Here is a 26,752-nt window from a genome sequence, read left to right as displayed (position 1 = left end):
ATTAAGTCATCTCTCGTTAATATTGGTTTCATATTTGTCTGGCAGATTTTATGTCCTCTGAAGGTTTACAGCGTTGCTTTGTGTTACACCGCCGTCCTTACAGCGAATCGAGCTTAATTCTTGATGTGTTTAGTGAGGAGTATGGGCGGGTGACTTTAATGTCAAAGGGGGCTCGTAGCAAACGCTCGAACCTCAAAGGCGCATTGCAACCTTTTACCCCGTTGTTACTTAAATGGTCGGGGAATGGTTCAATGAAGACCTTGCGCCAAGCCGAGCCAATAAGCCTTGGGTTACCTCTGACCGGCATCAATCTCTATTCAGGTATGTACGTGAATGAGCTGGTTGGGCGAGTGCTGATGGCAGAAGTGGCCATGCCAGCGCTATTTCATGATTATCTACACGCCTTGACGGAGCTGGCACAGTGTGAAAACCCTGAACCCGCCCTGAGAAGATTTGAACTCGCACTGCTATCTGCGATGGGCTATGGCGTTGATTTCATGCACTGTGCTGGGACGGGAGAGCCAGTAGAAGCCAGCATGACTTATCGCTACCGCGAGCAAAAAGGTTTTATCGCTTCTGTGCGCAAGGACAACCTTACCTTCTATGGCAGTGAACTGATTGCAATCAGTGAACGTCGATTTACCACAAAAGAACAACTTAAAGCGGCAAAACGCTTTACACGTATAGCATTAAAGCCGTATCTTGGCGGCAAACCATTAAAAAGCAGGGAACTCTTTCTTAGCATGGTTCCCAAACGGAGTATTGGAAAATGAGCTCAATCTACCTAGGTGTTAATATCGACCACATCGCGACGTTACGTAACGCACGTGGTACTAAGTATCCAGATCCTGTGCATGCCGCTGAAATTGCAGAGCGTGCTGGCGCGGATGGTATTACGATTCACCTGCGTGAAGACCGTCGTCATATTGTTGATCGCGATGTTCGTATTCTGCGTGAAACGCTACAAACGCGTATGAATCTCGAAATGGCAGTAACTGACGAAATGGTTGAGATTGCGCTTAAGACCAAGCCTGAGTACGTATGTTTGGTACCTGAAAAACGTGAAGAGCTAACGACAGAAGGTGGTTTAGATGTTGCTGGGCATCTTGAGAAAGTAAAAGCGGCGACTCAAACACTCACTGAAGCTGGCATTAAAGTGTCTCTGTTCATTGATGCAGACCGCGAGCAAATTGATGCAGCAAAAGCGTGTGGCGCACCGTTTATTGAACTGCACACTGGTCACTATGCAGACGCAGAAACTGAAGAAGATCAGCAAGATGAGCTGAAGAAGATCGCAGCAGGTGCAAGCTATGCTGATGATCTAGGTATCACAGTAAATGCTGGGCACGGTCTGACTTACCACAATGTGGCGCCAATTGCTGCTATTCCGGAAATATTTGAGCTTAACATCGGTCACTCGATTATTGGCCGAGCAGTGTTCGACGGTTTACACAAAGCAGTGGCGGACATGAAAGCCATCATGGTTGAAGCGCGTCGCTAAACATGGCAATTGTAGGTCTAGGAACAGACATCGCGGAGATTGAACGAGTTGAAAAGGCTCTGGATCGAAGTGGTGAGCCATTTGCTAAGCGTATCTTGACTCAAGCTGAATTAGAGAAGTTTTCGACGCTTAAGCAGCAAGGAAGATTTCTTGCAAAACGCTTCGCAGCGAAAGAGGCTGCATCCAAAGCGCTTGGCACTGGGATTGCGTTGGGTGTGAGTTTCCATGACTTTGAAATAACCAACGACGAGTTGGGTAAACCAGTGTTAAACCTTACAGGTAAGGCACTGGAAATTGCCAAACAAAAACAGGTGGATCATATCCACCTGTCTATTTCTGATGAACGGCACTACGCAGTCGCAACGGTTATTCTAGAGAGTTAAATTTTAGCTCTCTAGCTTTCTAGCTTTCTAGCTTTCTAATTCTCCAAATAGGGCTGTGCGCTCGCAACCACTTTTTCCATCTCATCTTGCAGCTCGAATAACTCAGGTTCAATGTCCTCAACCGCAGCACCTGAACGAAGAGTTTTCTCTATCGTAGCACAGACATTTTTTAAGCGCGGAACTCCACAATAAGAGCTGCTGCCATGTAGCTTGTGTACGTGATGAATGAGCTGTTCGGTATCAAAATGATCATCTTCAAGAGCGCCTTCAACAATCGCGTTCACTTCAGGAATGTAATCAACCAACATCTTGAGCATGTCACGTGCTAGATCTTCTTTATTGGCAGACTGTTTAAGGGCGGCTTGCCAATCAATGATCATATTGCTGTGCTCAATTTGAGTCGTTTCTTCCTCCTGTGCTTCGATAGTCACAGGGCTTGAAGTAATTTCGAGTTTCTCAAGCTCTTGCTCGTTGGTATGAGGGTTCCAATGCATCAAGACTTGTTGCAGCACATGCTCTTCGATCGGCTTGGTGAGGTAGTCATCCATACCTGCCTGAAGTAAGCGGTCGCGCTCACCACTCATCGCATGAGCGGTTACCGCTATAACAGGCGTATATGCGTTGAGCTCAGTTTGTTTGATCTTGCCACACGCGGTCACACCATCCATATGCGGCATTTGGATGTCCATCAAGATGATATCAAAATGCTGAACTTCCGCTTGCTTGACCGCATCGACACCATTAGTGCAAGTAATCACACTTTCCACTCGCTCTTGGAGTAGGGCGCTGATCAGCTTCAAGTTAGCTGGGTTATCGTCGACTGCCATCACTCGCAGTGGCAATGTTTCGCGGTTTTCTTGTGGGCTTTCAAGCAGAGGAATACTCTCTTGATTAGCCGCTAGGGTTTGCAGCAGTTTTCGACGCGATAACGGTTTAGTAATACAGTGAATGTGGTATTTCTGAATCAAATGATCTGACAGTGCAAGCGTGGTACTTGGTGTACCCACGACCACATGAGGTGCGCAGCGCATGGCTTGCTCAACCATCAATTGAACTGACGAAGTATCGTTGTCTTTGCTTGGTGAAAGGTTGAGAAGCACATAGTCAAAGCTTTCCGCCTCTTCTGGCAAAGATGAGCGATAGGTCACTACCAAGCCCTCTTGTACCAAGGTTTGCTGAATAACAGACGCCGCTTGCATATTTGGCTCAACCAACAGCAAGGTGCGTTGGCGTAGCACTTGAGTTTCAATCAGGTCGCTGACAGGCATGTCTGTAGAAGAGAGTCGTAGCGTAAACCAGAACGTCGAACCTTGATGCAATCGGCTCGTTAGGCTGATTTCGCCCCCCATTTGGCTGACCAGTTTCTGGGTGATTACAAGGCCTAGCCCTGTACCGCCATAGCGTCTTGAAATGCTGGCGTCAGCTTGGCTAAAGGCTTGGAATAGCTGCGATTGCTGGCGTTCGGAAATACCGATACCTGTGTCGCGTACCATAAATTGCAGTTCAACCGAGTCATCTCTTTGTGAGCGTAGTTCGACGCTAATATCGATATTGCCGCGTTCAGTAAATTTAATCGAGTTACCGACAAGGTTAGTCAGAACTTGTTGAATACGTAATGGGTCGCCAACCAGTCCGGTTGGGATCTTAGGATCAACTTTCAGTGTCAGTTCGAGCCCTTTTTCATGGGCGCTGGTGGCTTGCAAGCTAACCACTTCTTCAAGCGAGCCTTGGAAATCAAATGGGATATTTTCCAGAGCCAGTTTACCCGCCTCAAGCTTCGAAAAGTCGAGAATATCATTGATGATATTGAGTAGGTTATTGGCCGATTTCTCGATCGTTTGTAGATAATCCGTTTGGCTATTAGTCAGGGTCGTTTTCAGCATTTGACGAGTGAAACCAATCACACCGTTAAGTGGCGTGCGTAGCTCATGAGACATGTTAGCTAAGAACTCTGATTTAACCCTTGCCGCTTCTTGGGCGCGCTTTTTCGCGATATCTAGCTCGACGTTTTGAATTTCCAACTGCTCTAAGGTTTCTCGCAAATCAGAAGTCGCTTGGTCAATACTGTGCTGCATTTCCACATGGTACTCTGATAGCGACACTGCCATCGCGTTGATACCGTTTTTCAGCGAGTCTAGCTCCCCGTGCATCTTGCCTTCGATACGTACATCGAGGTGACCACGACGAATCCGGTCAACCATGTTTTTCATATGCGAAATTGGTCGTGTCACGTCATACATCAAGCGATAAGCAAAGACGGCAGATAAACCTAAGCCAATCAGCAAGACTAAAAACGCAGAGAAAATTTCTTGATACTGTTGTAAACGCAGCGAGGATAAATCGAGCTCAATAGCCACATAGCCGAGAGCTGGGTTGGCGTTTGGCCCTTTCATCGTCGCGACAAGCCCTGATTCAGCAATGACAGGGGCGCGAAGAATGAGAGTGTTTTCTTGTAAATCTGAACTGACTAACAACGGAATAGGCGCATTGCGCGGAAACGTCAGTAATTCAAAGTTTGGATGGAAGTTAGAAGTAACAAACAGTTCGTGGTTGTAGTCAAACACCGCGATACTGCGAACAAATTTAGAATTCTTACGATGGGCGTAGCTTATGATGCGGCGTACCGATTCGCGGCTGTTATTCTTTAATCCATCTTCACTGGCGATCGCCAGCGGTTCGATAATACTTAATCCTGAATTGATAACCTGCTTTTCTAAGTCGTGATAGCGGTTGAAAGAGAAAAAAGCACTCAGAAGCAGTCCGATAATTAGCGTCGGCGCTAAGGTAAGAGTAATAACGCGGGCGCGTAAGCCATATCTTGTCATTATTGTCTAAACATCGTGGTGTGGATATGGGAAAATAACTTCCAAAATAAAAGAAGCCGTCGAATCGATAACCTTAGCTTGGGATAAGAAAGTCATAGAGATTTTCTTCCGTGAGCCCATGTTCTTACAGGCTAGTACGATAATTTTAGATGCATAACGAGGAAAAATCACAAGTCAATAGCTGGTCTATTGCGGTGATTTTGACAAAGTTAGGCGCTAAAAGGAGCGTGCTAGCAGGCTTAGGTTATTCCAAGCTAAGGTTACTAAGCATAATCAACTCAGTCGGCTCAGACAATGATTCAAGCGTAAAAGCTTGGGACACAAGCAGCAATTCGAGCAATAGGCCGTAAGGTCATCAATAGTAGGCACAAAGCATGGCGCGTTTTTTCCAACCAAAGAAGAAAACTCAACTGAATACCAAACACCAATCGCTGACGATTGAAAAGTTGGATCATCACGGCGCAGGTATGGCCTACCAGAATAAAAAGCCCATTTTTATAGAAGGTGCTTTGCCAGGTGAACAAGTTCTTGCTCAGCTGACAGAAAGTAAGAGCAAGTTTGCCCGTGCCAAGTTAATTAAGATTCAAAAAGCTAGCGAACAACGCATAGCGCCATTTTGCCAACATTACGCAGAGTGTGGCGGCTGTAATATGCAGCATTTATCTGTAGAGGCGCAGCAAGAGTACAAGCAGCAAACGCTGAGTCAATTGATGAGTAAATTTGCTGGGCAAAGCGTCGCACTAAGCGCGCCTGTTGTGGGAGATGAGCGTGGTTATCGCCGCCGTGCCCGCGTTAGCATCAAGCTGAACAAGAAAACTCGTCAGCTTGAGTTTGGCTTTCGCAAGAAGCAAAGCAAAGACATTGTCACTGTAACCCATTGTCCTGTTTTAGATACCGAACTGGATAATTTATTAGCGCCACTTTATGACCTGCTCAGTGGTTTCTCCAACCAAGAGAACATCGGTCATGTGGAACTAGTTAAAGGCGACAATACCAAAGTGATTGTACTGCGCCATCTAAAAGCCCTCAAAGAGAGTGAGAAAAAACTGCTGGAGCAGTTCGCGGCAGAAAATCAGGCGAGTTTATATCTGATGCCGGAAAGCGATCAGCTTAATCGAGTGGTGGGTGAATCGGCTCATTATATAGAAGCGGGTGTGACAATACCGTTTGAGCCAAACAACTTTATTCAAGTAAACCGGAACGTCAATCAAGCCATGGTAGAGCAAGCGTTGTCTTGGCTTGAGTTGAGTGAGCAAGATAGAGTATTAGACCTGTTTTGTGGTTTGGGTAATTTTAGTTTGCCAATGGCAAAACAAGTGGCGAGTGTCGTCGGGGTGGAAGGCGTCGATGTCATGGTTGAAAAAGCCGCCAACAATGCCCAAGTTAACGGTATCAATAACACCGCTTTCTACCAGGCCAATTTGGAACAAGATGTGTCTGGTCAGCCCTGGGCAGCCGAAAAATTTGATAAAATACTGCTTGATCCAGCAAGAGCAGGGGCAAGCGGTATCATCGAACAGATTTCTGTTTTGGGTGCGAGCCGAGTGGTATATGTGTCGTGTAATCCAGCGACGCTTGCCAGAGACTCACAAAGCTTGCTCAATCAAGGCTACAAATTACAAAAATTAGGTATGCTCGATATGTTTCCGCATACAAGCCATTTAGAATCTATGGCGCTCTTTGTAAAGGATTAAAACGAACTTCCCTACTAGTCGGCAGTCTGAACAGGGGCAGTTCGAAAATAGAAAAATAACAGGACGAAAATAATGGTTGCGGTAAGAAGCGCACATTTAAATCAAGACGAACAGTTTGAGCTAGATAAGTGGATTTCTAGCTTAGGGCAAGACCCTAAAGTGGCTAAGCGCTTAAAAGAAGTTTACCTCCAGGGTGAGGCGATTTTACAAGATAACGATCAAGGCCAGCTACTCTTGTGGCGCGGGCGTGAAATGATCGAAATCCTTATTACTCTGTCGATGGACAAAGCGACCCTTGTCGCTGCATTGTTGTTTCCGCTCGTGTCGAGCGGCGCGTATAGCCGAGAGCAGTTCGAAGAAGATTTCGGTAAAGAGACCATTAAGCTGATTGATGGTGTTGAAGAGATGGCCGCACTTGGTCAACTGAACGTGACCCTTGAAGGCAGTGCTGCCTCTTCTCAGGTCGACAACGTACGTCGCATGCTACTTGCGATGGTGGATGATTTCCGCTGCGTCGTTATCAAACTTGCTGAGCGCATCTGTAATCTGATTGAAGTGAAGAAAGCGCCAGATGAGGTACGCCGAGCAGCTGCTCAAGAGTGTACCAACATCTATGCCCCACTAGCGAACCGCCTTGGTATCGGTCAGTTAAAGTGGGAAATCGAAGATTACGCTTTCCGTTACCAACAACCTGATACCTACAAACAGATCGCTAAGCAGCTGTCTGAGCGTCGCATTGTCCGTGAGCAGTACATCAAAGACTTTGTCGATGACCTGACGTCTGAAATGAAAGGCTCTTCTATTAATGCAGAGGTAAGTGGGCGTCCTAAGCACATCTACAGCATCTGGCGCAAAATGCAAAAGAAAGGCCTCGCGTTTGATGAGCTATTCGATGTACGAGCGGTGCGCATTATCGCCGACAAACTGCAAGATTGTTACGCGGCACTCGGGACTGTGCATACCAAGTATAAGCACCTGCCGAGTGAATTTGATGACTACGTGGCTAACCCTAAACCTAACGGTTACCAGTCAATTCATACCGTGATTCTTGGCCCAGAAGGCAAGACGATTGAGATTCAGATTCGTACTAAAGACATGCACGAAGATTCTGAGCTAGGTGTTGCTGCGCACTGGAAATACAAAGAAGGTGGCGGCGGCCGCAGTGGTTACGACGAGAAAATCACTTGGCTGCGTAAGCTACTCGATTGGCAAGAAGAGATGTCTGACTCAGGTGAAATGCTTGATGAGCTGCGTAGTCAGGTATTTGATGACCGTGTGTATGCCTTTACCCCGCGTGGTGATGTGGTCGACCTACCAATGGGAGCAACACCACTCGATTTTGCTTACCACATTCACTCTGAAGTCGGTCACCGCTGTATTGGGGCCAAGGTCGCTGGGCGCATTGTTCCGTTTACCCACAAACTGGCAATGGGTGATCAAGTTGAGATCATCACCTCTAAAGAGCCCAATCCATCTCGCGATTGGCTAAATCCTTCGATGGGCTTTGTGACTTCAGGTCGAGCACGCGCGAAAATCAATGCGTGGTTCCGTAAACAAAGCCGCGAGAAAAACGTCGAAGCTGGGCGCGATATTCTCGAAGTAGAATTGCAGAAAATTGGTGCAACTTTAAAAGACGCCGAGCAGTATGCGTTGAAGCGCTTTAATGTCAACAGTACTGATGAGCTGTACGTTGGCATCGGAAGCGGTGATTTACGTATCAACCAAGTGATCAACCACATCAATGCCTTGGTCAATAAGCCAACCGCAGAAGAAGAAGATCAGCAAGCACTTGAGAAGCTTCAAGAGGCAGAAAGCAAAGCACCAGCGCAAAGTCGTCCAAAGAAAGATGCCGTTGTGGTGGAAGGGGTCGATAACTTAATGACCCACCTTGCCCGTTGTTGTCAGCCGATCCCAGGTGATGAGATCGCAGGTTACATCACACAGGGGCGCGGTATTTCAGTACACCGGGCAGACTGTGAGCAGCTTGAAGAACTGCGTCATCATGCACCAGAGCGTATTATCGATACGGTGTGGGGCAGTGGCTTTGTTGGCTCTTACATCTTAACCGTTCGCGTTGAAGCGATGGAACGCGGTGGGCTGCTTAAAGACATCACGACTTTGTTTGCTAACGAGAAGATCAAAGTGACCAGTATGAAGAGTCGCGTTGATTATCGTACTCAAATGTCGATCATGGACTTTGACTTGGAAGTGACCAACGTTGAGATTCTGCAGCGCGTTTCTAAACGAGTGGAACAGATTAAAGATGTTATGTCGGTCAAGCGCCTAGGCTAATTTTTACGTTGTATTTGGCTTTCTAGCGGCGTTAGTTGCACTTATATCGCTCCATCACATAGGCAAGCTATGCTCAGGAGTCTCATAAGTTTACTGCCTTGCTAGAATAACCAACTACTTAGTAAAAAAACAAACATCGTCATTCCCTATAGAGTGGGACGAACGTGATAGGGAATCTCTTCAAGTGATTAGATACTCCCAACTTGTTCAGTTTCATTCGTGAGGATGACAGATAAAAATGAAAGGTGAGTGGTTTGTACTGCTCACCTTTTTATTTGAATGAAAGTTCTTTAGACAGAAGATTTAAAGGAAGAAGGAATATGAGTCACCCGATTGAACAGTTAGAACAGATTATGGCGCAGCTTCGTGACCCAGAAAGTGGTTGTCCTTGGGATCTAAAACAAAGTTTCGACACTATTGTTCCTCACACCATTGAAGAGACCTATGAAGTTGTTGATGCGATTCAAAATCGCGATTGGTCAAACCTAAAAGAAGAGCTTGGGGATCTGCTCTTTCAAGTTATCTTCTACAGTCAACTGGCTAAAGAGCAGCAGCTGTTTGATTTCTCGGAAGTGGTTGAAACCGTCAATGAGAAGCTGACTCGTCGTCATCCGCATGTTTTCTCTGATGTCGAGTTTGAGTCAGATGAGCAGATCAATGCCAACTGGGAAGCAGAAAAAGCAAAAGAAAAAGCTCAAGTAGGCAAAAAAGAACAAAGTATTCTAGACTCAATACCAAATTCTCTACCTGCGTTATCTCGTGCCACAAAGATGCAAAAGAAATGCGCTAAATATGGTTTTGATTGGGACTCGCTTGGCCCGGTAGTCGGTAAGGTTCAGGAAGAGATTGAAGAGGTAATGGAAGAGGCACTGCAAGTCGCTCCTGATGAAGAAAAAATTGAACTTGAGCTCGGAGACCTGCTGTTTGCAACGGTCAACTTATCGCGTCATTTAGGAAAAGACCCAGAGGTCGCGCTGAGTAAAGCCAACCTAAAGTTTGCTAAACGATTTAAAGGTGTCGAAGCCATGGTCGCAGAGCAAGGCAAACAGCTAACAGATTACGATTTAGATCAGTTAGATGCGTTTTGGGACAGAGTAAAAGCGCTAGAAGTAGATAAAGGTAGTGGCAACTAATCCGTTACTCGAATTTGATTTGAAGCAAAAAATAAAAAATTGCAGTGTGATAGATTTCACGTTGTGGCGGTTAAGGGCTTCTGGTATATTTATATCCCGTCCAGAAGAAATCCATTTTCCCTCATTCAACCAATTTCAGGTTAAACATGACGACAAATTACATTTTTGTTACTGGCGGGGTTGTATCCTCTCTAGGTAAAGGTATTGCAGCAGCATCGCTTGCAGCTATTTTAGAAGCTCGTGGTCTTAAAGTGACTATGATGAAGCTTGACCCTTACATCAACGTTGATCCAGGCACGATGAGCCCGACTCAACACGGTGAGGTGTTCGTCACTGAAGATGGCGCTGAAACTGACCTAGACCTTGGTCACTACGAGCGTTTCATCCGCACCAAAATGACTAAGCGTAACAACTTCACTGCAGGTCGTGTTTACTCAGACGTTCTAGCTAAAGAGCGTCGTGGTGATTACCTAGGTGCAACAATTCAGGTTATCCCTCACATCACTAACTCTATCAAAGACCGCGTAATCGCAGGTTCTGAAGGTCATGATGTTGCTATCGTTGAAGTGGGCGGTACGGTAGGTGATATCGAGTCTCTGCCATTTATGGAAGCTATTCGTCAGCTAGCAGTAGAGCTAGGCCGTGAACGCGCAATGTTCATGCACCTAACTCTAGTTCCTTACCTAGCAGCAGCGGGCGAAGTGAAAACTAAACCGACTCAGCACTCTGTAAAAGAGCTGCTTTCTATCGGTATCCAGCCAGATATTCTTGTTTGTCGCTCTGATCGCATGATCCCAGCGAATGAACGTAAGAAGATCGCTCTTTTCTGTAACGTACAAGAGAAAGCGGTTATCTCTATGAAGGACGTAGATTCAATCTACAAGATCCCTCAACTAATCAAATCTCAAGGTTTAGACGACCTAGTATGTTCTCGTTTCGGTATTACTGCTCCTGAAGCAGATCTGTCAGAATGGGAACAGGTAATCTACGAAGAAGCGAACCCAACGGGTGAAGTGACTATCGGTATGGTTGGTAAGTACATCGAACTACCAGATGCTTACAAATCAGTAAACGAAGCACTTAAGCACGCAGGTCTTAAGAACCGTCTAAGCGTTAAGATTAAGTACGTTGATTCACAAGACGTAGAAAGCAAAGGTAATGAAGCGCTAGAAGGTCTAGACGCTATCTTAGTACCAGGTGGCTTCGGTGACCGTGGCGTAGAAGGTAAGATCCTTGCGGCTAAATACGCTCGTGAAAACAAAGTACCTTACCTAGGTATTTGTCTAGGTATGCAAGTGGCACTGATCGAATACGCGCGCAACGTTGCGGGTATGGAAGGTGCACACTCAACAGAATTTAATAAAGAGACTAAATACCCTGTAGTTGGTCTGATTACTGAGTGGGTAGACGGCGAAGGTAACGTTGAAGAGCGTACTGAGAAGTCTGACCTAGGCGGTACAATGCGTCTTGGTTCACAGCTATGTCACCTTGAGAAAGGGACGAAAGCGCGTGAACTATACGGTAGCGCGACAATCCACGAACGTCACCGTCACCGTTACGAAGTGAACAACAACCTACGTCCACAGATTGAAAAAGCAGGCCTGAAAGTTTCTGGTCTATCTGCTGACAAGAAACTGGTTGAAGTAATTGAGAACCCAGCTCACCCATGGTTTGTAGCGGCTCAATTCCACCCAGAGTTCACTTCAACACCTCGCGATGGTCACCCACTGTTTGCAGGTTTCGTGAAAGCGGCTGGTGAATACCAACGCGACGAATTAGAGAAGTAAAGGATACGGGCAGTAGCGTTAGTAGTGCTGCTGCCCTTAATTTTGACATTATATATTCAACGAGAAGGAAACATTCAATGTCTAAGATCGTTAAAGTTCTAGGTCGTGAAATCATCGATTCACGTGGTAACCCAACTGTAGAAGCTGAAGTACACCTAGAAGGCGGTTTCGTAGGTATGGCTGCTGCTCCATCTGGCGCATCAACTGGTTCACGTGAAGCTCTTGAGCTACGTGACGGCGACAAAGCTCGTTTCCTAGGTAAAGGTGTTCTTAAAGCTGTTGAAGCTGTAAACGGCGAAATCGCTGAAGCTCTAGTTGGTAAAGACGCTAAAGACCAAGCTGCAATCGACGCAGTAATGATCGAGCTAGACGGTACTGAAAACAAATCTAAGTTTGGTGCTAACGCAATCCTAGCTGTTTCTCTAGCTAACGCTAAAGCTGCTGCAGCGGCTAAAGGCATGCCTCTATACGAGCACATTGCAGAACTAAACGGTACTGCAGGTCAGTTCTCTATGCCTCTACCAATGATGAACATCATCAACGGTGGTGAGCACGCAGACAACAACGTTGACATCCAAGAGTTCATGATCCAACCAGTTGGTGCTAAGACTCTTAAAGAAGGTCTACGTATCGGTGCTGAAGTATTCCACAACCTAGCTAAAGTTCTTAAGTCTAAAGGCTACAGCACTGCAGTTGGTGACGAAGGTGGTTTCGCTCCTAACCTTAAGTCTAACGCTGAAGCTCTAGAAGTTATCGCAGAAGCTGTTGCTGCTGCAGGTTACGAACTAGGTAAAGACGTAACTCTAGCTATGGACTGTGCTGCATCTGAGTTCTTCGACAAAGAAGCAGGCATCTACAACATGAAGGGCGAAGGTAAAACTTTCTCTTCTGAAGAGTTCAACCACTACCTAGCTGAGCTAGCTAACCAGTTCCCAATCGTTTCTATCGAAGACGGTCTAGACGAGTCTGATTGGGCTGGCTTCAAGCACCAAACTGAACTACTAGGTGACAAGCTTCAACTAGTAGGTGACGACCTATTCGTTACTAACACTAAGATCCTTGCTGAAGGTATCGAGAAAGGCGTAGCTAACTCTATCCTTATCAAGTTCAACCAAATCGGTTCTCTAACTGAGACTCTAGCTGCAATCAAGATGGCTAAAGATGCAGGTTACACAGCAGTAATCTCTCACCGTTCTGGCGAAACTGAAGATGCAACTATCGCTGACCTAGCAGTAGGTACAGCTGCAGGTCAAATCAAGACTGGTTCTATGAGCCGTTCTGACCGTGTTGCTAAGTACAACCAGCTAATCCGTATCGAAGAAGCTCTAGGCGCTAAAGCTCCTTACAACGGTCTTAAAGAAGTTAAAGGTCAGTAATTCATAGCAATTTGCTGAATTATTCGCTTTAAAGCTTTCGAAGCGCTCCACTTAGGTGGGGCGCTTTTTTTATGGGAGATGAGAACGGGCTTCGCCCTATAGAACACTTCGTTTCGGGAAAACGGGATCGGGCTGCGCCCTGCTAGAAAACTGAGTTGCTCTCTCAATAATAGAGCAGTAATTTAGTTCTCCAGTTCTCCAGTTCTCCAGTTCTCCAGTTCTCCAGTTCTCCAGTTCTCCAGTTCTCCAGTTCTCCAGTTCTCCAGTTCTCCAGTTCTCTAGCCCTTTATCGCCTCAACCCGACGCTTTTCCATTTCTTCTTTTATTCCCGCGCCCTTAAACCCATCTTTGATAATGTCTTGCACATTCACAGCTAAAGCCGCTTGGTAAGCTTGCTCAAAGAGAGCTTTTTGCGGGTAGTCGATATCTTCAAACCCAGTGCGCCCACGGCTATCGGCCATACAGCAAACCAGAATGTCTTCTAAGCGCTCTGGCTTACGCCAAACATCAAACTTATTAAGAACCTTCAGCTTGGTTTCTGGGCGAAGCTCAGCAGCTCGATGAATATTGGAGTGCTGCTCACAGACCATCAATGCGAGGTCACGATATTCATTAGGAACTCTGACACGCTCGCACAGTGCTTTAATCAGCTTCAGCCCTGTATGACAGTGCATTTTATGACTTGGCCATTCAGACTCTGGCGTGACGCCTTTGCCAAGATCATGAACTTGAGAGGCAAATCTTACTGGAAGAGACTCGCTAAGCAGTGCAGATTGCTTTGCGACCATCAGCGTGTGGATACCTGTATCAATCTCGGGGTGCCACTTTTCGGGTTGCGGAACACCGAACAAAGCATCGAGCTCAGGCAAGACAACTTTTAGAGCATCACACTGCTTTAAGACGGATAGAAATACTTGCGGATTTTGGGTTGATAACGACTTATGCCACTCTTGCCAAACCCGTTCAGCGGTTAAGTGCTCTAGCTCACCAGACTCGGCAATGTGGCGCATTAACTCAATAGTTTCATCGGCAATGCTAAAGCCTAAGTGGTGAAGTTTAGCGGCAAAGCGCGCGACTCGCAGTACACGGAGAGGATCTTCAGTAAACGCCTGAGAAACATGGCGCAAGATCCGATCGTTGAGATCTCGTTGGCCATTAAAGGGATCGATAATATTGCCATCAGAATCTTGCGCCATCGCATTGATGGTCAAATCGCGTCTGAGCAGATCTTCTTCTAAGGTGACATCGGCGGCAAAGTAACATTCAAACCCGGTGTAGCCAGAGCCAACTTTACGTTCAGTTCTTGCCAATGCATGTTCTTCTTTACTCTCTGGGTGAAGAAATACTGGGAAGTCTTTACCAACCGCGGTATAGCCTTTGTTAAGTAGCTCTTCTGGGGTTGAACCGACAACAACCCAGTCTCTATCATAGACTTCAATATCTAGCAGTTGATCGCGAACTGCGCCGCCAACAAGGTATCTTTGCACCTAGCTCTCCCTTTTCATCAGTTTGGCATTGGCTAATTGTGCCAGCAATGGTACTTTTCTTAGCACTAAATTCCCAGAGAAGAGAGTTATGTATCAACAACATTTTGCACTGACAGAATTGCCATTTTCTATTGTGCCTAATTCTCGTTTCCTCTATCAGAGTCGACGCCATAAAGAAGCTATCTTCCAAATCCAAGCTGGGCTAGGTGAAGGTGGCGGCTTCGCTATGCTGACGGGTGAAGTGGGAACCGGTAAAACGACCATTGCAAAATCGATACTTAAAACTCTAGCAGACAACACGCGAGCAGGGCTGATCTTAAATCCGACTTTCTCAAATATTGAGTTGTTAGAAGCGGTGTGCGATGAGTTCGATATTGGTTATCAGGAAAACGCTTCTCTAAAGCAACTTAATCAGTTGATTCATCAATTTCTATTGGATAACCATGCTAATCGGGTTCAAACCCTATTGGTTATTGATGAAGCTCAGCATTTATCAGCAGATGTCCTCGAACAACTACGCTTACTGACCAACCTTGAAACGGAAAGCCAAAAGTTACTTAAGGTGCTGTTGATTGGCCAGCCCGAGTTACAGCAGAAACTGCAAATGCCACAGTTAAGGCAGTTAGCGCAGCGAATTACCGGTCGATATCATTTGTTGCCCCTCAATCAAGATGAGACCAGAGACTATATTAAGTTTCGTCTCGCTTTGGCTGGTGGTAATCCTGAGCTCTTCTCGGTTCAATCGATTAAGTATATTGCCCGGCAAACGCAGGGTATTCCACGTCTTATTAACTTGGTGTGTGATGCGAGCCTTAAGCAAGCTTATAGCATTGGAGAAGCGCAGCCGACGCACAATATCGTTGTGGCAGCCTGCGATGATGTGATGAGCTTTCAAACTGGCTCAGTGCCGCCTGCTGTGAGTCGGGCTTCTAGCAAAAAAGTTTCCCTTTCTCCGAGCGTACTTTCTATTCTCGTCGGGAGTATCTTGGCGATTGGTGGATACTACGCGACGCCGACACTTGTTACACCCGTTGTCGTTAATCAATTACAACAGCAATACCCAGCCGTTGAAAACGTACAGCAGCAAGAAGAGGTGTTCCCTCAAGCCTTGAAGGCGCAACTTAATCAAGCCAACAATCAAGAAGTAGCGATTGCCGCTTTATATAAAGTGTGGGGATATCGAGCTTCAGTGTTGGACCAGTTGTGTCTTGATAATGGCGAAGCTCTGTTTCGCTGTGCGCTTGAGAGCGGCTCTCTGGAACAGCTTGCTGAGAAAAATGTGCCTGTTGTGCTGACATTGAATATTGATCAACAACCTCGTTTCGCTGTGTTGTTAGGGTTATCTGGCACCCATGTTCAGCTCTTGGCTAACGATCAAGTATTCGAGTTTGAGCGTGAATGGCTAAGTAGTATTTGGCAGGGCGAATATCGCGAGATATGGCAGGGCTATTGGAACCAAACCTTAAAGCCGGGTATGAGTGGCGAAGCCATCGCGGTGTTGGATCAGCACCTTTCCCAAGTCTTAGGGGAACAATCTTCAGGAAAAACTCAATTTAATGAGCAGCTTAAACATAAAGTGGAGTTGTTCCAACGTTGGCAAGGGTTAACGGTGGATGGTATTGCGGGGCGTAAAACATTACGCCTTTTGGAAAAGCTTTCTCAGCCACAAGCGCCTACATTAACGTCTCGTGAGGTCAGTTCTAATGTCTAAAGTCATGCAAGCCTTAGAGCACTCTGAGCGCAGTCATCAAAATCTTTCATCTCTCCATCAAGCACCTGCTCATGCTGTCGAGCAACAGATAGAATCTCGCCGAGGACGCAACATCGCAATCGTGCTGCTTCCGCCTATATTGGTAGCAGGGGTCATGGCATTTCAAACCTATCAAGCAGAGAAACAGCGTTGGTTGGAGCATAATGTTGCCGAAACCGTTCTAGTTGAAATCCCTTTTGAATACACGGCTAGTCAAGCTCCTGATTTTGGCCCTTTGGCTGTCACTTATCGTGACAATAGCAGTTCGGCGCAGAGTGATTGGTTAAACCAGATTGAGCAGGATAACAGTTCGTTACCTCAAGAAGTTTTAGAGCAAGCGAGCACTGTTGGTAGTCAGGTTGATAGCAATGCAACAGAGAGTTATGGCTCTGAAGGCAGTGATGACCTGCTGTCTGGGCTTGATCTTTCGCAGCTCTCTCCTGAGCTAGCGCAACGGTTTGAATCTGCGCTGAGTAGTAATGCTAAACCAGAATCAGACAGACAAAACAGTGAAGCTTCGAACCTGTCTCAACAGGCGGAACGTTGGTATGGCAAGCTGCCAGCCTTAAATTTCCAAACTCACGTCTATTCGAGCAAATCAAGCAAACGATGGGTCAAGATCAACGGTGTTGAGTATAACCAAGGTGATTGGGTGAGTGACAATATTGAGCTGGTGGCCATTGAGCAGCAATCTTGCCTGATACGCTTTAAAGGCGAGTTAATAGAAGTGCCTGCTCTGTATGATTGGCAAGGATAGGATTTCAATGGATCAAAAAAGGTCACCTCGGTGACCTTTTTCGTATCTAACGTTTGTTGCAGCGATTACGCCCAGCCATTGTGAGAACGCTTTTTACGTGGAATGATGCTCGGTAGAATCAAACCGAATAGTAGACCTAGGCCAGCGACACCGCCGCCGTACATAAAGTATTTAAGTAGTAGGTCATCTTTTTGCGTATCTAGCTTAGCACGTAGTTTACGAACCTCTTCCTGAGATGCAGACAACTGCTTACTCATGTCGTTGTAGCCTTGCTCAAGCTCGCCAATCTGATTATTACGCGTAGCGAGAGAATCAATCAGACCCGCTTTTTCTTGGTCTGCATTTGAACGTGCATTGGCAAGCTTCTCTTTTACATCAGCTAGCTCTTTTTCTAGCTTAGGTAGACGGAGTGCCATGCTCTCTTGACGAGTAACGAAGCGGCTCTCAACCCAACCTTTACGACCTTTAGCATCTTCAATTTGTGTGTAGCCAGTATCACGATTTGTTGAAACTTGCTTCACCTTATCACCGGCATCGACACTGCCGATGATGCGGAATTGGTTGCTAGGACCAGAGTGCATGTAGGTAAATAGCTTATCAGAGATATAACGGTCTTGAGCCATTGCTGCAGGAACAGCAAGCATTGATGCTAGAACGAAGCAAACCAGTTTTTTCACGGTAAATCCTTTAACAGTCTAAGAGGGTCTGCAAACCCATAATCTATTTCTTTGCTAACGCCAAATAGTAAGTAGTTTCTAGGTTGACTGCAACAAAGAAGGGAGGCTGAGCCTCCCTTTATGCGGTTTTGAGTCAATAATGACAGTGAGTTAACACATCACTGACCTTATTGATTAAACGAACATTGCTTGAATCGCGTAGAAGAACACAACTGCAAGTAGTGCACCTGCCGGTAGCGTAACAATCCATGAAGCGACAATGTTACGTACCACGCCTAGGTTTAGCGCTGCGATACCGCGAGCAAAACCAACACCAAGAACCGCACCAACTAGAGTTTGTGTGGTCGAGATAGGAAGACCAGTACCAGAAGCGAGAACTACAGTACATGCCGTTGCTAGCTGTGCAGCAAAACCACGGCTTGGCGTAAGTTCAGTGATACCAGTACCTACGGTAGCCATTACTTTATGACCTAGAGTCGCAAGACCAACAACAATACCGAAACCACCTAGAGGTAGAATCCACCAAGCGATTGTGCTCTTACCTGTGATTTCACCCATGTGTTCAACAGTAGATACTACCGCTGACAGTGGACCAATCGCGTTTGCTACGTCGTTCGAACCGTGTGCAAAGGCCATCGCACACGCGGTGATAACCATAAGTACGCTGAAGATACCTTCTACACCAGCAAAGCCGTGATCATCTTCGCGGCTAGCGAATTTCTTCTGAATGTAGAAGTAACCACCTGCCATAACGAGTGCAGAGACAGCGGCAGCCCACATCCAAGCTTCACCATTTGAAAGGTGAAGACCTACGTGTTTTAGGCCTTTTTTGATGGTTACCAGAGCGATAACCATAGTGGTGATAAACATGTATACAGGCACAAAGCGCTTAGCATTAAATAGCGGCTTTTCAGTGTCGAAAATCAAACGTTGTGCGCTGACAAAGATTACGTAAGCAAAGAAACCTGAGATAACTGGGGTAATAATCCAGCTACCGACGATGCCTTGTACTGAGCCCCAGTCCACAGCTTCGGTACCAACAGATACACACGCAAAACCGATGATCGCACCGATGATTGAGTGAGTCGTTGATACAGGCCACCCCATGTAAGAGGCAAGCAGTAGCCAAGTACCCGCTGCAAGAAGTGCTGACATCATGCCGTAGACAAGTACGTCAGGTTGATGAGCAAATAGGGACGTTTCAATTACGCCTTTACGGATAGTGTCGGTTACTTCACCGCCTGCAAGATATGCACCCGCAAATTCAAAGATCATTGCGATAATGATCGCTTGTTTCACGGTTAATGCTTTTGAACCTACTGATGTACCCATCGCATTGGCAACGTCATTCGCGCCAATACCAATCGCCATCAGAAAACCGAAAGCTGCTGCAATAATGATCAGGACAGTGCCGTAGTTCGCAAGGATATCCATCGTAATACCTAGTTGTTGATAACAAGCGGAGCAAAAATTCAGCACGACAAAACCCCTTCAGCGAATCAGTATTTATCGCCTAGCAGGGGTGTGAACTAGTTAGATGCTCTTCGTTATTTGGTTAACTTATGTTTATGAGCGAGACAGCATCACTTCCAGACGCGCACCAACACGTTGCGCCTGATCAGCAATACCACCTACCCACTCTAGAATTTTGTAAAGGAACATCACGTCAATCGGATTCAGATCCGCTTCAATCGCCATTAGGTCTTGGCGAAGTTGAATCTGCATCGCGTCGGTGTCGTCCTCAATCACATCCAGTTGGTGGATCATTTCAGCCACAAGTGTTACTTCACGGCCTTTAAATCCAGTTTCCAATAACTCATCAAGCTCATTGATAACTTTTTGCGCTTGTTCTGCTGCGTCTAAACAACGTTTTACGTACGCAATGAAGTTTTCTTGAAGAGGTGCAGGGATAGTCAATTGGCGGCCATATACTCGGCCAGCAATGTCTTTTGCAAGGTTTGCTAGTTTGTCTTGCTGAGTAAGTAGTTCAAGCATATCGCTACGATCTACAGGCATAAACAAACCGCGAGGAAGTTTAAGACGAATTTCGCGCTTTAGTACGTCTGCTTCTTTCTCTAGGTGAGAAATCTGTGCACGAATTTCAGATGCTTTTTCCCAGTCTCCCGTTGAACTTACTTCAAAAAAGTTGACTAGGTGCGAGCAACATTCGTTTACACACACAACGTGGCGCTGCAAAGGTTTAATAGGGGACTTTGCAAATAACCCCATAATTGTATTTACTGGCATGGTCATTCAACCCAATTAATATAACCTAAAAACTAACATACACCATTTCATGGCGAAATGTTGAACGATGGCTATAAAGGCGCGCATGTTAACCCATTAAATCACTCATTAAAACTGTTTTAGATCATCATTAGCGCGATATTTCTTTCTTGCCGAGTAAGAAAATTGGCAATATCCTGTCTCTATCTGCTTTGAAAGGTATAACTATGGAAACCGAGATAGAACTGAAGTTTTTTGTTTCTCCCGAATTTTCAGAGACTTTGCGTCAGAAAATATCAGAAACCAAGGTACTTCAGCACAGTTGTCGAGAGTTAGGTAACACCTATTTCGATACGCCTGACCAATGGTTGCGTCAACACGATATTGGCCTTCGTATTCGTCGTTTTGACGATGTCTATGTGCAAACGGTGAAAACCGCCGGACGCGTAGTTGCGGGTCTACATCAGAGACCGGAATTCAACGCTGAACACGACAGCAACGATCCAGAGCTTACCCTTCATCCGCTAGATATTTGGCCAGCAGGAAAAGATGTAGCGACGTTACAAGCTGAGCTACAGCCACTGTTTGCCACTAACTTTACCCGTGAGCAATGGCTTATTGGTATGCCTGACGGCAGCCAAGTTGAAGTAGCCTTTGACCAAGGTAAAGTAGAAGCAAATGGTAAAGAAGACCCTATTTGTGAAGTGGAGCTTGAGCTGAAGTCGGGTCAAACCGATGCCTTATTTACGTTGGCAAGAAGTTTCTCTGAGCAAGGTGGGATGCGTCTCGGCAACTTAAGTAAAGCTGCTAAGGGCTACCGTTTGGCGATGGATTACCAAGGTGACGAAGTTAAGCCACTGCCTTTGGTTAAGACTGACAAAAGCGATACGGTTGAATCTTGCTTTATCAACTCTCTAGAGCATGCGCTATCTCATTGGCATTACCACGAGCAGATTTTTTCAGAGCGTGACTCTATTGAAGCGGTTCATGAAATCAAAAACTCGATCAGCTTTATTCGTCAGATCTTGACCGTTTATGGTGGTGTCGTCCCTCGTCGAGCCAGCGCCATCTTACGCCAAGAGTTGAAATGGCTAGAGCAAGACCTCGAATGGTTGCATGACTACGACTATTTAGATGACCTTCTAGATGACAAAGGCCATGCGTTGCGTAAATTAGATGCACGCAAATTCCTTGTTGGTGAGCTCAAACTGATGCAAGAGCAGTTACCAAGTCGCGAACAGATTTTAGAGCTGCTTAATTCTGCGCGCTACACTGGTCTACTACTTGATTTGAGTCGTTGGATCCTGACGCGCGGTTGGCAGCCTTTCTTAGATGAAAAATCCCGTGAGAAGATGTCACTTAATATTGAACACTTTTCCGTTCAGCAATTGGACCGTACTTGGGCTGAGTTAATGGAAGCGTTTCCGCCAGAAACAAGCCTAACGAGTGCCGACTATATAGAGCAGCAATACCGCTTGATGCGTAACCTTTATACTGGGGTGAGTTTTGCGAGTCTGTTTGATTTTGATGAGCGCGATAGTTTCCGCTTACCGTGGAGTGACTTGCTGCATGGTACTGACGATCTGCTTAAGCTAAAAACCTTAGAACAACTGGTTGAGAAGCTTGAAGGTGAAGAGCGTGAGCAATTAGAGCGCTGGTTAGCAAGACAAGAAAGCTCAATCTTACATGCGATGGAGCAGACGCGAGTCATCTGTATTGAAGCCGAACCATACTGGCAAGATTAATTGATAACGGGAACCTCAGGGTTCCCGTTTTTGTTTGTCTTGATTTCTTTCCAACCGATCTAAACGTTCAAGTATTTGGTTTTGTTTTTCGACTAACTCAAGCAGCAAGCGTTCTTTATTTTCCGAACGAGTGGTCTGTACTTTAGAGGGGGAGGTAATCATCGAGGTAACTAGGCCAGAAATCATACCAAACAAACCTACACCACAGATGATCAACCCCGCCGCTAAAATTCGCCCTGCGTTGGTGACGGGGTAGTGATCCCCATAGCCCACCGTTGAAATCGTCACTAGCGCCCACCACATCGCATCGCCACCATCATGAATATTGGCATCCGGTGAGTGGCCTTCAATAAACAGCATCATGCTTGATCCCGCAGTCAGTAAGATCACCATCAGCAATAAGATCGACGCTAATGTCGTTTCATGTTTGTTCTTGAGCAGTTGTTTGATCACGCTGCGGCTCGATCGAATAACTAAGATCACTCGCAAAATTGAAAATAACCTTGCATAGCGCAAAGGTTCAATCATCGGGATACTTGCCACAAAGTCTATCCAGTGGCGTTTCATAAATTGCACACGATCTGTAGAACGGATCAAATCTACACCGAGTTGCAGTAGGAATATGCTACAGATTATAAAGTCGAGGCCGATAAGGACTTGTCGAGTTTCAGCGCGCAATGGAAAAAACAGTAAGCCAGAGATCACAAATAGCGCCATAAAAGACAAGATTAGTGATAGCAAGCTCATCGGTTTTGTATCGTCTTTGATATTATCTCTATTCATACGAGGCTCGAAATAAATAAAATGCAGTGAAACCAGAGGATTGGGTCTCAGTTACGCTCACTCTAGTACAAAGCGCTGCAAAGATAAAATTGACGAAATGGAGAATGGACAATGACCAAGATGGCATTTAAGCCATGGGAACGCGTGATCACGGATATTCGCCTTGTTCCTAAAATGGTAATGCTGATGGTGTTCAGTACGTTATTGATCATCGGCAAGCAGTTGTGGGATGCGAGTACATTTTATGATGCATTGCTAGCAGCGACACAAAATGCGCAAGTAGCACAACAGCACTATGAAGCCTATTTAGTCCAGGTTGTATGGCAAACCGTCATCATGATCGTGGTCTTCGTTATCCTTCTGTTATTTGCTGCGCGCGTGATGCTGCGCCAGACCCAATACCTTAGCGACTCGATTAAAACCATGGCAGAGAAAGATTTATCAGTGCCAATCGAAATGGAATGTAAAGATGAGTATGGTGATGTCGCGCGCGAGCTAGAAAAAACACGAGTACAGCTGCAAGAGATGATCAAACTGCAGGTCGATGCTTCTCAAGAGCTTGCGGGACTGACTGAGGTGATGACGCTTAGCATGTCTGAAACCAAAGAATCAGCGCAGGAAGAATTCAATGAGATCGATCAGCTTGCAACGGCGATGAGTGAAATGAGCTCGACAGTGCAAACCGTCGCGGATCATGCTCAAAACGCGTCAACATTAACGGAAAGCGCGTCAGGACAGGCGGCAACAGGTCAGCGTTTTGTTCAAGATACTGTAGTTAAGATTAGTGAGCTGTCACAAGACATTTCGGCTTCTGCCCAAGCGGTGAACCAAGTCGAAGAGAGCGTTGACTCTATCGGTAGCGTGGTCGGCACCATTCAAGGTATTTCAGAGCAGACTAACCTATTGGCTTTGAATGCCGCTATTGAGGCTGCCCGTGCAGGTGAGGCTGGTCGCGGCTTTGCTGTGGTGGCCGATGAAGTGCGTAACCTTGCACAGCGAACTCAGCAAGCAACCGTAGAGATTCAAGAGATGATTACTCAGCTACAGTCGAGCGCAAACTCGGCAGTTGAGTTGATGGAGAAAAGCGTAGTAGAAGCGGCAGAAGGGGTAGAACTTGTTACTAATGCAGGCAGCGAACTGGATGGCATTGTTGGTCAAGTAAACCAGATCAATGATATGAACTTCCAAATCGCAACCGCAGCAGGCCAACAAAGTAGTGTGGCTGGTGAGATGAACCAAAACCTAACCAATGTTCGTGAGTTAGTTGAAGCCTCGGTTACTGTGGTTTCTGAGCTACTTGAAACGTCTGAAATTATGCAGCAAAACGCGGAAGAGTTAGATAAAAAGATCACTTCATTTAAAGTCTAGCTTCTCAACTTACTCCTAATAAACGCTCACTGGCTACTAGTGGGCGTTTTTTATTGGTATAAATAAGGGGTTACCCTTCTCTCGATTGGTATTTTTCTACAAGGAAGAATCATGCAACTGCCCGAAAGTCTTACTGCAATTTCTCACTCTGCTCTGGAATCACTCTCTACCTCTCAAGCGTTAAATAGCTGGCCAACGGATCTAAAAGAACAGCTTGGTTATGTGACTGGCTTGAGTAAGTTTATTAGCCAGACTTTAAGTAGCGATGAAGAACTGGTGCAAGCGCTTCCTGGCATGTTGGCTGAAGAGTCACGTTGCGAACAGTACCGACAACGTTTATCTCAGTTACTTGAATCGTGTAGTGATGAAATGCAGGGTCACCGTGTGTTAAGGCAGTTTCGCAACCGAGAGATGACTTACATTGCCTGGCGAGATTTCACCGCGTCATGGTCATTAGAGCAGAGCCTAGAGCATCTATCACAGCTTGCAGAAGCGATGATTTTTGAAACCTACCAATGGCAGTACAAAGCGTGTTGTGAGTTGTGGGGTACGCCGACCAATGCGCAAGGTGAAGCGCAACCTATGCTAATCATTGGTATGGGTAAACTCGGTGGTGGTGAACTTAACTTCTCATCGGATATCGATCTGATCTTTACCTATCCAGAAAACGGTGAAACCCAAGGTGCTCGTCGCAGTATCGCTAATGCTCAATTTTTTACTCGACTAGGTCAGAGAATCATCAAAGCGCTCGATCAGCAGACTTTCGATGGTTTCTGTTACCGAGTCGATATGCGCCTGCGCCCGTTTGGAGATAGCGGGCCACTGGTGATGAGTTACGCGGCACTAGAAGATTACTACCAAGAGCAAGGGCGCGATTGGGAACGTTATGCGATGATCAAAGCTCGTGTGATGGGGCGTGAGATGTACCCTGAATACCAAGAACTGCGCCAGATGCTACGCCCATTTGTGTTTCGTCGCTACATCGATTTTAGTGCGATTCAATCTTTGCGCCGCATGAAATCGATGATCAGTAGCGAAGTGCGTCGCCGCGGGCTAAGCAATAATATTAAGCTCGGTGCGGGCGGCATACGTGAAATTGAATTTATTGCTCAAGTATTCCAGCTTATCCGCGGTGGACGCGAACCAAGCTTACGCCAACGTGGCTTGTTAGATACACTTGATGCGATTGAAGAGTTAGAACAGCTTAGTGCCGAAGAAACAGACCACTTACGTATTGCGTATAAGTTTTTACGTCGCTTAGAAAACTTACTGCAGGCAATGGCAGATAAGCAAACACAGACCTTGCCAGAATCGGATAGTGAACAGCTTCAGCTAGCGGTGGCGATGGGCTATAGCCAGTGGCAAGATCTTATTGCTGAAGTGCAACAGCATATGGCCAATGTTCATGCCGTTTTTGCCACATTGATCGGTGAAGAAGAGGAAGAGCAGCAAGACATTGCCAAGCACTTTACCGAGCTGTGGGATATGGCGGCTAAGCAAGATGTAATTGAGCATATCTTAGAGCATGATATTCAAGCCGATGATCCGCAGCAAATGGCGCAAACCATTATCCAATTTAAGCAAGACCTGGCTAAGAAAACTCTCGGTCCGCGTGGCCGTGAAGTGCTTAACAAGCTGATGCCGAAGATCTTCTCGGCTATCTATAGCCATCAAGATGCCAAGTTTGGCCTGCCGCGCGTGTTGCATTTACTGCATAAGATTGTCACTCGAACAACGTATTTAGAGCTACTCGATGAGCACCAAGCGGCTCTAGTCCAGCTAGTTCGTTTGTGTACCGCAAGCCCGATGATTTCTGAGCAACTGGGTCGTTATCCAATCTTGCTTGATGAGCTTATTGACCCGCAGCAGCTATATAACCCAGTCCCACTTGAAAGTTATCGCACGGAACTGCGCGACTTCCTTGCTCGCATCCCAGAAGATGATATGGAGCAGCAGATGGAGGCGCTGCGCCAGTTTAAGCAGATCTGTATCTTAAGAATTGCAGCAGCAGATATTGCGGGTGTTTTACCTGTGATGAAAGTGAGTGATCACTTAACTTACCTTGCAGAAGCGATCGTTGAATCGGTAGTCAACCAAGCTTGGCTACAGATGACCGAGAAATATGGTGAACCGACTCATATTAAAGAGCGCGATGGCAAAGGCTTTGCAGTCGTGGGCTACGGTAAAGTAGGGGGTTGGGAGCTTGGCTATAACTCGGACTTAGATATCGTCTTTATGCATGACTGTCCGGTCCACGTTTATACCGACGGCAAGAAAGAGATTGATGGCCGACAGTTCTACTTACGCTTAGCGCAACGCGTGATTCATATCTTCTCTACACGAACCGCGTCAGGGATCTTGTATGAAGTCGACACGCGCTTACGCCCTTCTGGCGCTTCTGGCTTGTTGGTAAGCCCTACTGATGCATTTGATGAGTATCAGCGTGATGAGGCTTGGACTTGGGAGCATCAGGCACTTGTGCGGGCGCGTATGATTTATGGGGATGCTCCCCTGCAGCAAGCTTTTGCACAAACTCGCCACGATATTCTCTGCCTAGAGCGTGACGAAGCTAAACTGGTTAAAGATGTCTCTGAAATGCGGGTCAAAATGCGCGATCACTTGGGCGGCAAGAAAGCAGGGCGCTTTATGCTCAAACAAGATCCGGGCGGTATCACGGACGTTGAATTTTTAGCTCAATACCTTGTCTTACGCTACAGTCATCAAAAGCCTAAGCTTACTCGTTGGAGTGACAATGTACGTATATTTGAAAGCATGATGGCACAAGGCATTATGGATGAAGGCGCTGCGATGGCGCTCACTCATGCCTACACGACAATGCGAGATCAGATCCATCATCGCAACTTATTAAACCTCGATGCCGATGTGGCAGACGAAAAATTGGTCAAAGAGCGTGAGCTTGTGACTAAGCTATGGCACGAGTGGTTAGAATAACGTCGAGCCTTTATGC

General features: G+C 46.2%; 19 protein-coding genes. 13 read left to right on the top strand and 6 right to left on the bottom strand.

Translation table 11 applies throughout. The annotated features are described in order from the left end of the window. Window positions 1-50 precede the first annotated feature (50 nt). From recO to acpS, 3 genes are read left to right on the top strand one after another with little or no spacing between them, the layout of a single operon-like run. Window positions 51-773 (top strand): DNA repair protein RecO, encoded by a 723-nt coding sequence (gene recO, locus IX91_RS12550; protein ID WP_038197915.1) that lies wholly within the window; start codon window positions 51-53, stop codon window positions 771-773. Then, window positions 770-1,501 carry a pyridoxine 5'-phosphate synthase gene (pdxJ, locus tag IX91_RS12545; RefSeq protein ID WP_004744753.1) on the top strand — a complete coding sequence of 244 codons (732 nt, stop codon included), beginning with the start codon at window positions 770-772 and terminating at the stop codon, window positions 1,499-1,501. The genes recO and pdxJ overlap by 4 nt, the downstream gene beginning before the upstream one ends. A 2-nt stretch (window positions 1,502-1,503) precedes the next feature. Further along, on the top strand, window positions 1,504-1,884 hold the full coding sequence (acpS, locus tag IX91_RS12540; RefSeq protein WP_004744752.1) for a holo-ACP synthase: 381 nt from the start codon (window positions 1,504-1,506) through the stop codon (window positions 1,882-1,884). Window positions 1,885-1,919: 35 nt separating this feature from the next. Here acpS and barA read toward each other — a convergent pair whose 3' ends face one another. Then, window positions 1,920-4,709: a two-component sensor histidine kinase BarA gene (gene barA / locus IX91_RS12535; RefSeq protein ID WP_004744751.1), complete on the bottom strand. Its 2,790-nt coding sequence runs from the start codon at window positions 4,707-4,709 to the stop codon at window positions 1,920-1,922. A 374-nt stretch (window positions 4,710-5,083) separates the two neighbouring features. Between barA and rlmD the strand changes: the two genes are divergently transcribed. The 5 genes from rlmD to eno all read left to right on the top strand — a co-directional run bounded on the left by rlmD (window position 5,084) and on the right by eno (window position 12,991). Next, window positions 5,084-6,403, top strand: coding sequence for a 23S rRNA (uracil(1939)-C(5))-methyltransferase RlmD (gene rlmD / locus IX91_RS12530; protein ID WP_004744750.1), 1,320 nt, complete (start codon window positions 5,084-5,086; stop codon window positions 6,401-6,403). 72 nt (window positions 6,404-6,475) lie between these two features. After that, window positions 6,476-8,695, top strand: coding sequence for a GTP diphosphokinase (gene relA / locus IX91_RS12525; protein WP_004744749.1), 2,220 nt, complete (start codon window positions 6,476-6,478; stop codon window positions 8,693-8,695). A 320-nt stretch (window positions 8,696-9,015) separates the two neighbouring features. Further along, complete coding sequence (gene mazG, locus IX91_RS12520; protein WP_004744748.1) at window positions 9,016-9,828, top strand: nucleoside triphosphate pyrophosphohydrolase; 813 nt, start codon at window positions 9,016-9,018, stop codon at window positions 9,826-9,828. Between the two features lie 146 nt (window positions 9,829-9,974). Continuing rightward, window positions 9,975-11,615 carry a CTP synthase gene (locus IX91_RS12515; RefSeq protein ID WP_004744747.1) on the top strand — a complete coding sequence of 547 codons (1,641 nt, stop codon included), beginning with the start codon at window positions 9,975-9,977 and terminating at the stop codon, window positions 11,613-11,615. 77 nt (window positions 11,616-11,692) lie between these two features. Next, the gene (eno, locus tag IX91_RS12510; protein ID WP_004744746.1) at window positions 11,693-12,991 is read left to right on the top strand and encodes a phosphopyruvate hydratase; all 1,299 of its coding nucleotides are present in this window, start codon (window positions 11,693-11,695) and stop codon (window positions 12,989-12,991) included. A 278-nt stretch (window positions 12,992-13,269) separates the two neighbouring features. Here the strand turns inward: eno and IX91_RS12505 are convergent, their stop codons facing one another. Continuing rightward, window positions 13,270-14,478 (bottom strand): multifunctional CCA addition/repair protein, encoded by a 1,209-nt coding sequence (locus IX91_RS12505; RefSeq protein WP_004744745.1) that lies wholly within the window; start codon window positions 14,476-14,478, stop codon window positions 13,270-13,272. A gap of 88 nt (window positions 14,479-14,566) precedes the next feature. On the opposite strand from IX91_RS12505, the gene IX91_RS12500 reads away from it, so the two are divergent. Beyond that, a complete protein-coding gene (locus IX91_RS12500) occupies window positions 14,567-16,189 on the top strand; it encodes an ExeA family protein (protein WP_004744744.1) in 1,623 nt (540 codons plus the stop codon). After that, the gene (locus IX91_RS12495) at window positions 16,182-16,985 is read left to right on the top strand and encodes a general secretion pathway protein GspB (protein ID WP_004744743.1); all 804 of its coding nucleotides are present in this window, start codon (window positions 16,182-16,184) and stop codon (window positions 16,983-16,985) included. The genes IX91_RS12500 and IX91_RS12495 overlap by 8 nt, the downstream gene beginning before the upstream one ends. 65 nt (window positions 16,986-17,050) lie before the next feature. Here IX91_RS12495 and IX91_RS12490 read toward each other — a convergent pair whose 3' ends face one another. The 3 genes from IX91_RS12490 to IX91_RS12480 form a co-directional block, all read right to left on the bottom strand. Then, on the bottom strand, window positions 17,051-17,662 hold the full coding sequence (locus IX91_RS12490) for a TIGR04211 family SH3 domain-containing protein (RefSeq protein ID WP_004744742.1): 612 nt from the start codon (window positions 17,660-17,662) through the stop codon (window positions 17,051-17,053). Between the two features lie 174 nt (window positions 17,663-17,836). Then, window positions 17,837-19,096, bottom strand: coding sequence for an inorganic phosphate transporter (locus tag IX91_RS12485; protein ID WP_004744741.1), 1,260 nt, complete (start codon window positions 19,094-19,096; stop codon window positions 17,837-17,839). Window positions 19,097-19,228: 132 nt separating this feature from the next. Beyond that, window positions 19,229-19,909 (bottom strand): TIGR00153 family protein, encoded by a 681-nt coding sequence (locus IX91_RS12480; protein ID WP_004744740.1) that lies wholly within the window; start codon window positions 19,907-19,909, stop codon window positions 19,229-19,231. 206 nt (window positions 19,910-20,115) lie between these two features. Between IX91_RS12480 and IX91_RS12475 the strand changes: the two genes are divergently transcribed. After that, a complete protein-coding gene (locus IX91_RS12475) occupies window positions 20,116-21,633 on the top strand; it encodes a CYTH and CHAD domain-containing protein (RefSeq protein ID WP_004744739.1) in 1,518 nt (505 codons plus the stop codon). A gap of 15 nt (window positions 21,634-21,648) precedes the next feature. Here the strand turns inward: IX91_RS12475 and IX91_RS12470 are convergent, their stop codons facing one another. After that, on the bottom strand, window positions 21,649-22,416 hold the full coding sequence (locus IX91_RS12470) for a potassium channel family protein (RefSeq protein ID WP_004744738.1): 768 nt from the start codon (window positions 22,414-22,416) through the stop codon (window positions 21,649-21,651). Between the two features lie 111 nt (window positions 22,417-22,527). Between IX91_RS12470 and IX91_RS12465 the strand changes: the two genes are divergently transcribed. Beyond that, on the top strand, window positions 22,528-23,784 hold the full coding sequence (locus IX91_RS12465) for a methyl-accepting chemotaxis protein (protein ID WP_004744737.1): 1,257 nt from the start codon (window positions 22,528-22,530) through the stop codon (window positions 23,782-23,784). Between the two features lie 111 nt (window positions 23,785-23,895). Next, entirely contained in the window at window positions 23,896-26,736 is a 2,841-nt protein-coding gene (gene glnE / locus IX91_RS12460; protein ID WP_004744736.1) for a bifunctional [glutamate--ammonia ligase]-adenylyl-L-tyrosine phosphorylase/[glutamate--ammonia-ligase] adenylyltransferase, read from the top strand. The last annotated feature ends 16 nt before the right edge of the window (window positions 26,737-26,752 follow it).

This window comes from Vibrio tubiashii ATCC 19109, assembly GCF_000772105.1.
Classification (GTDB): domain Bacteria; phylum Pseudomonadota; class Gammaproteobacteria; order Enterobacterales; family Vibrionaceae; genus Vibrio; species Vibrio tubiashii.
This window is presented reverse-complemented; position numbering and strand designations above follow the sequence as displayed.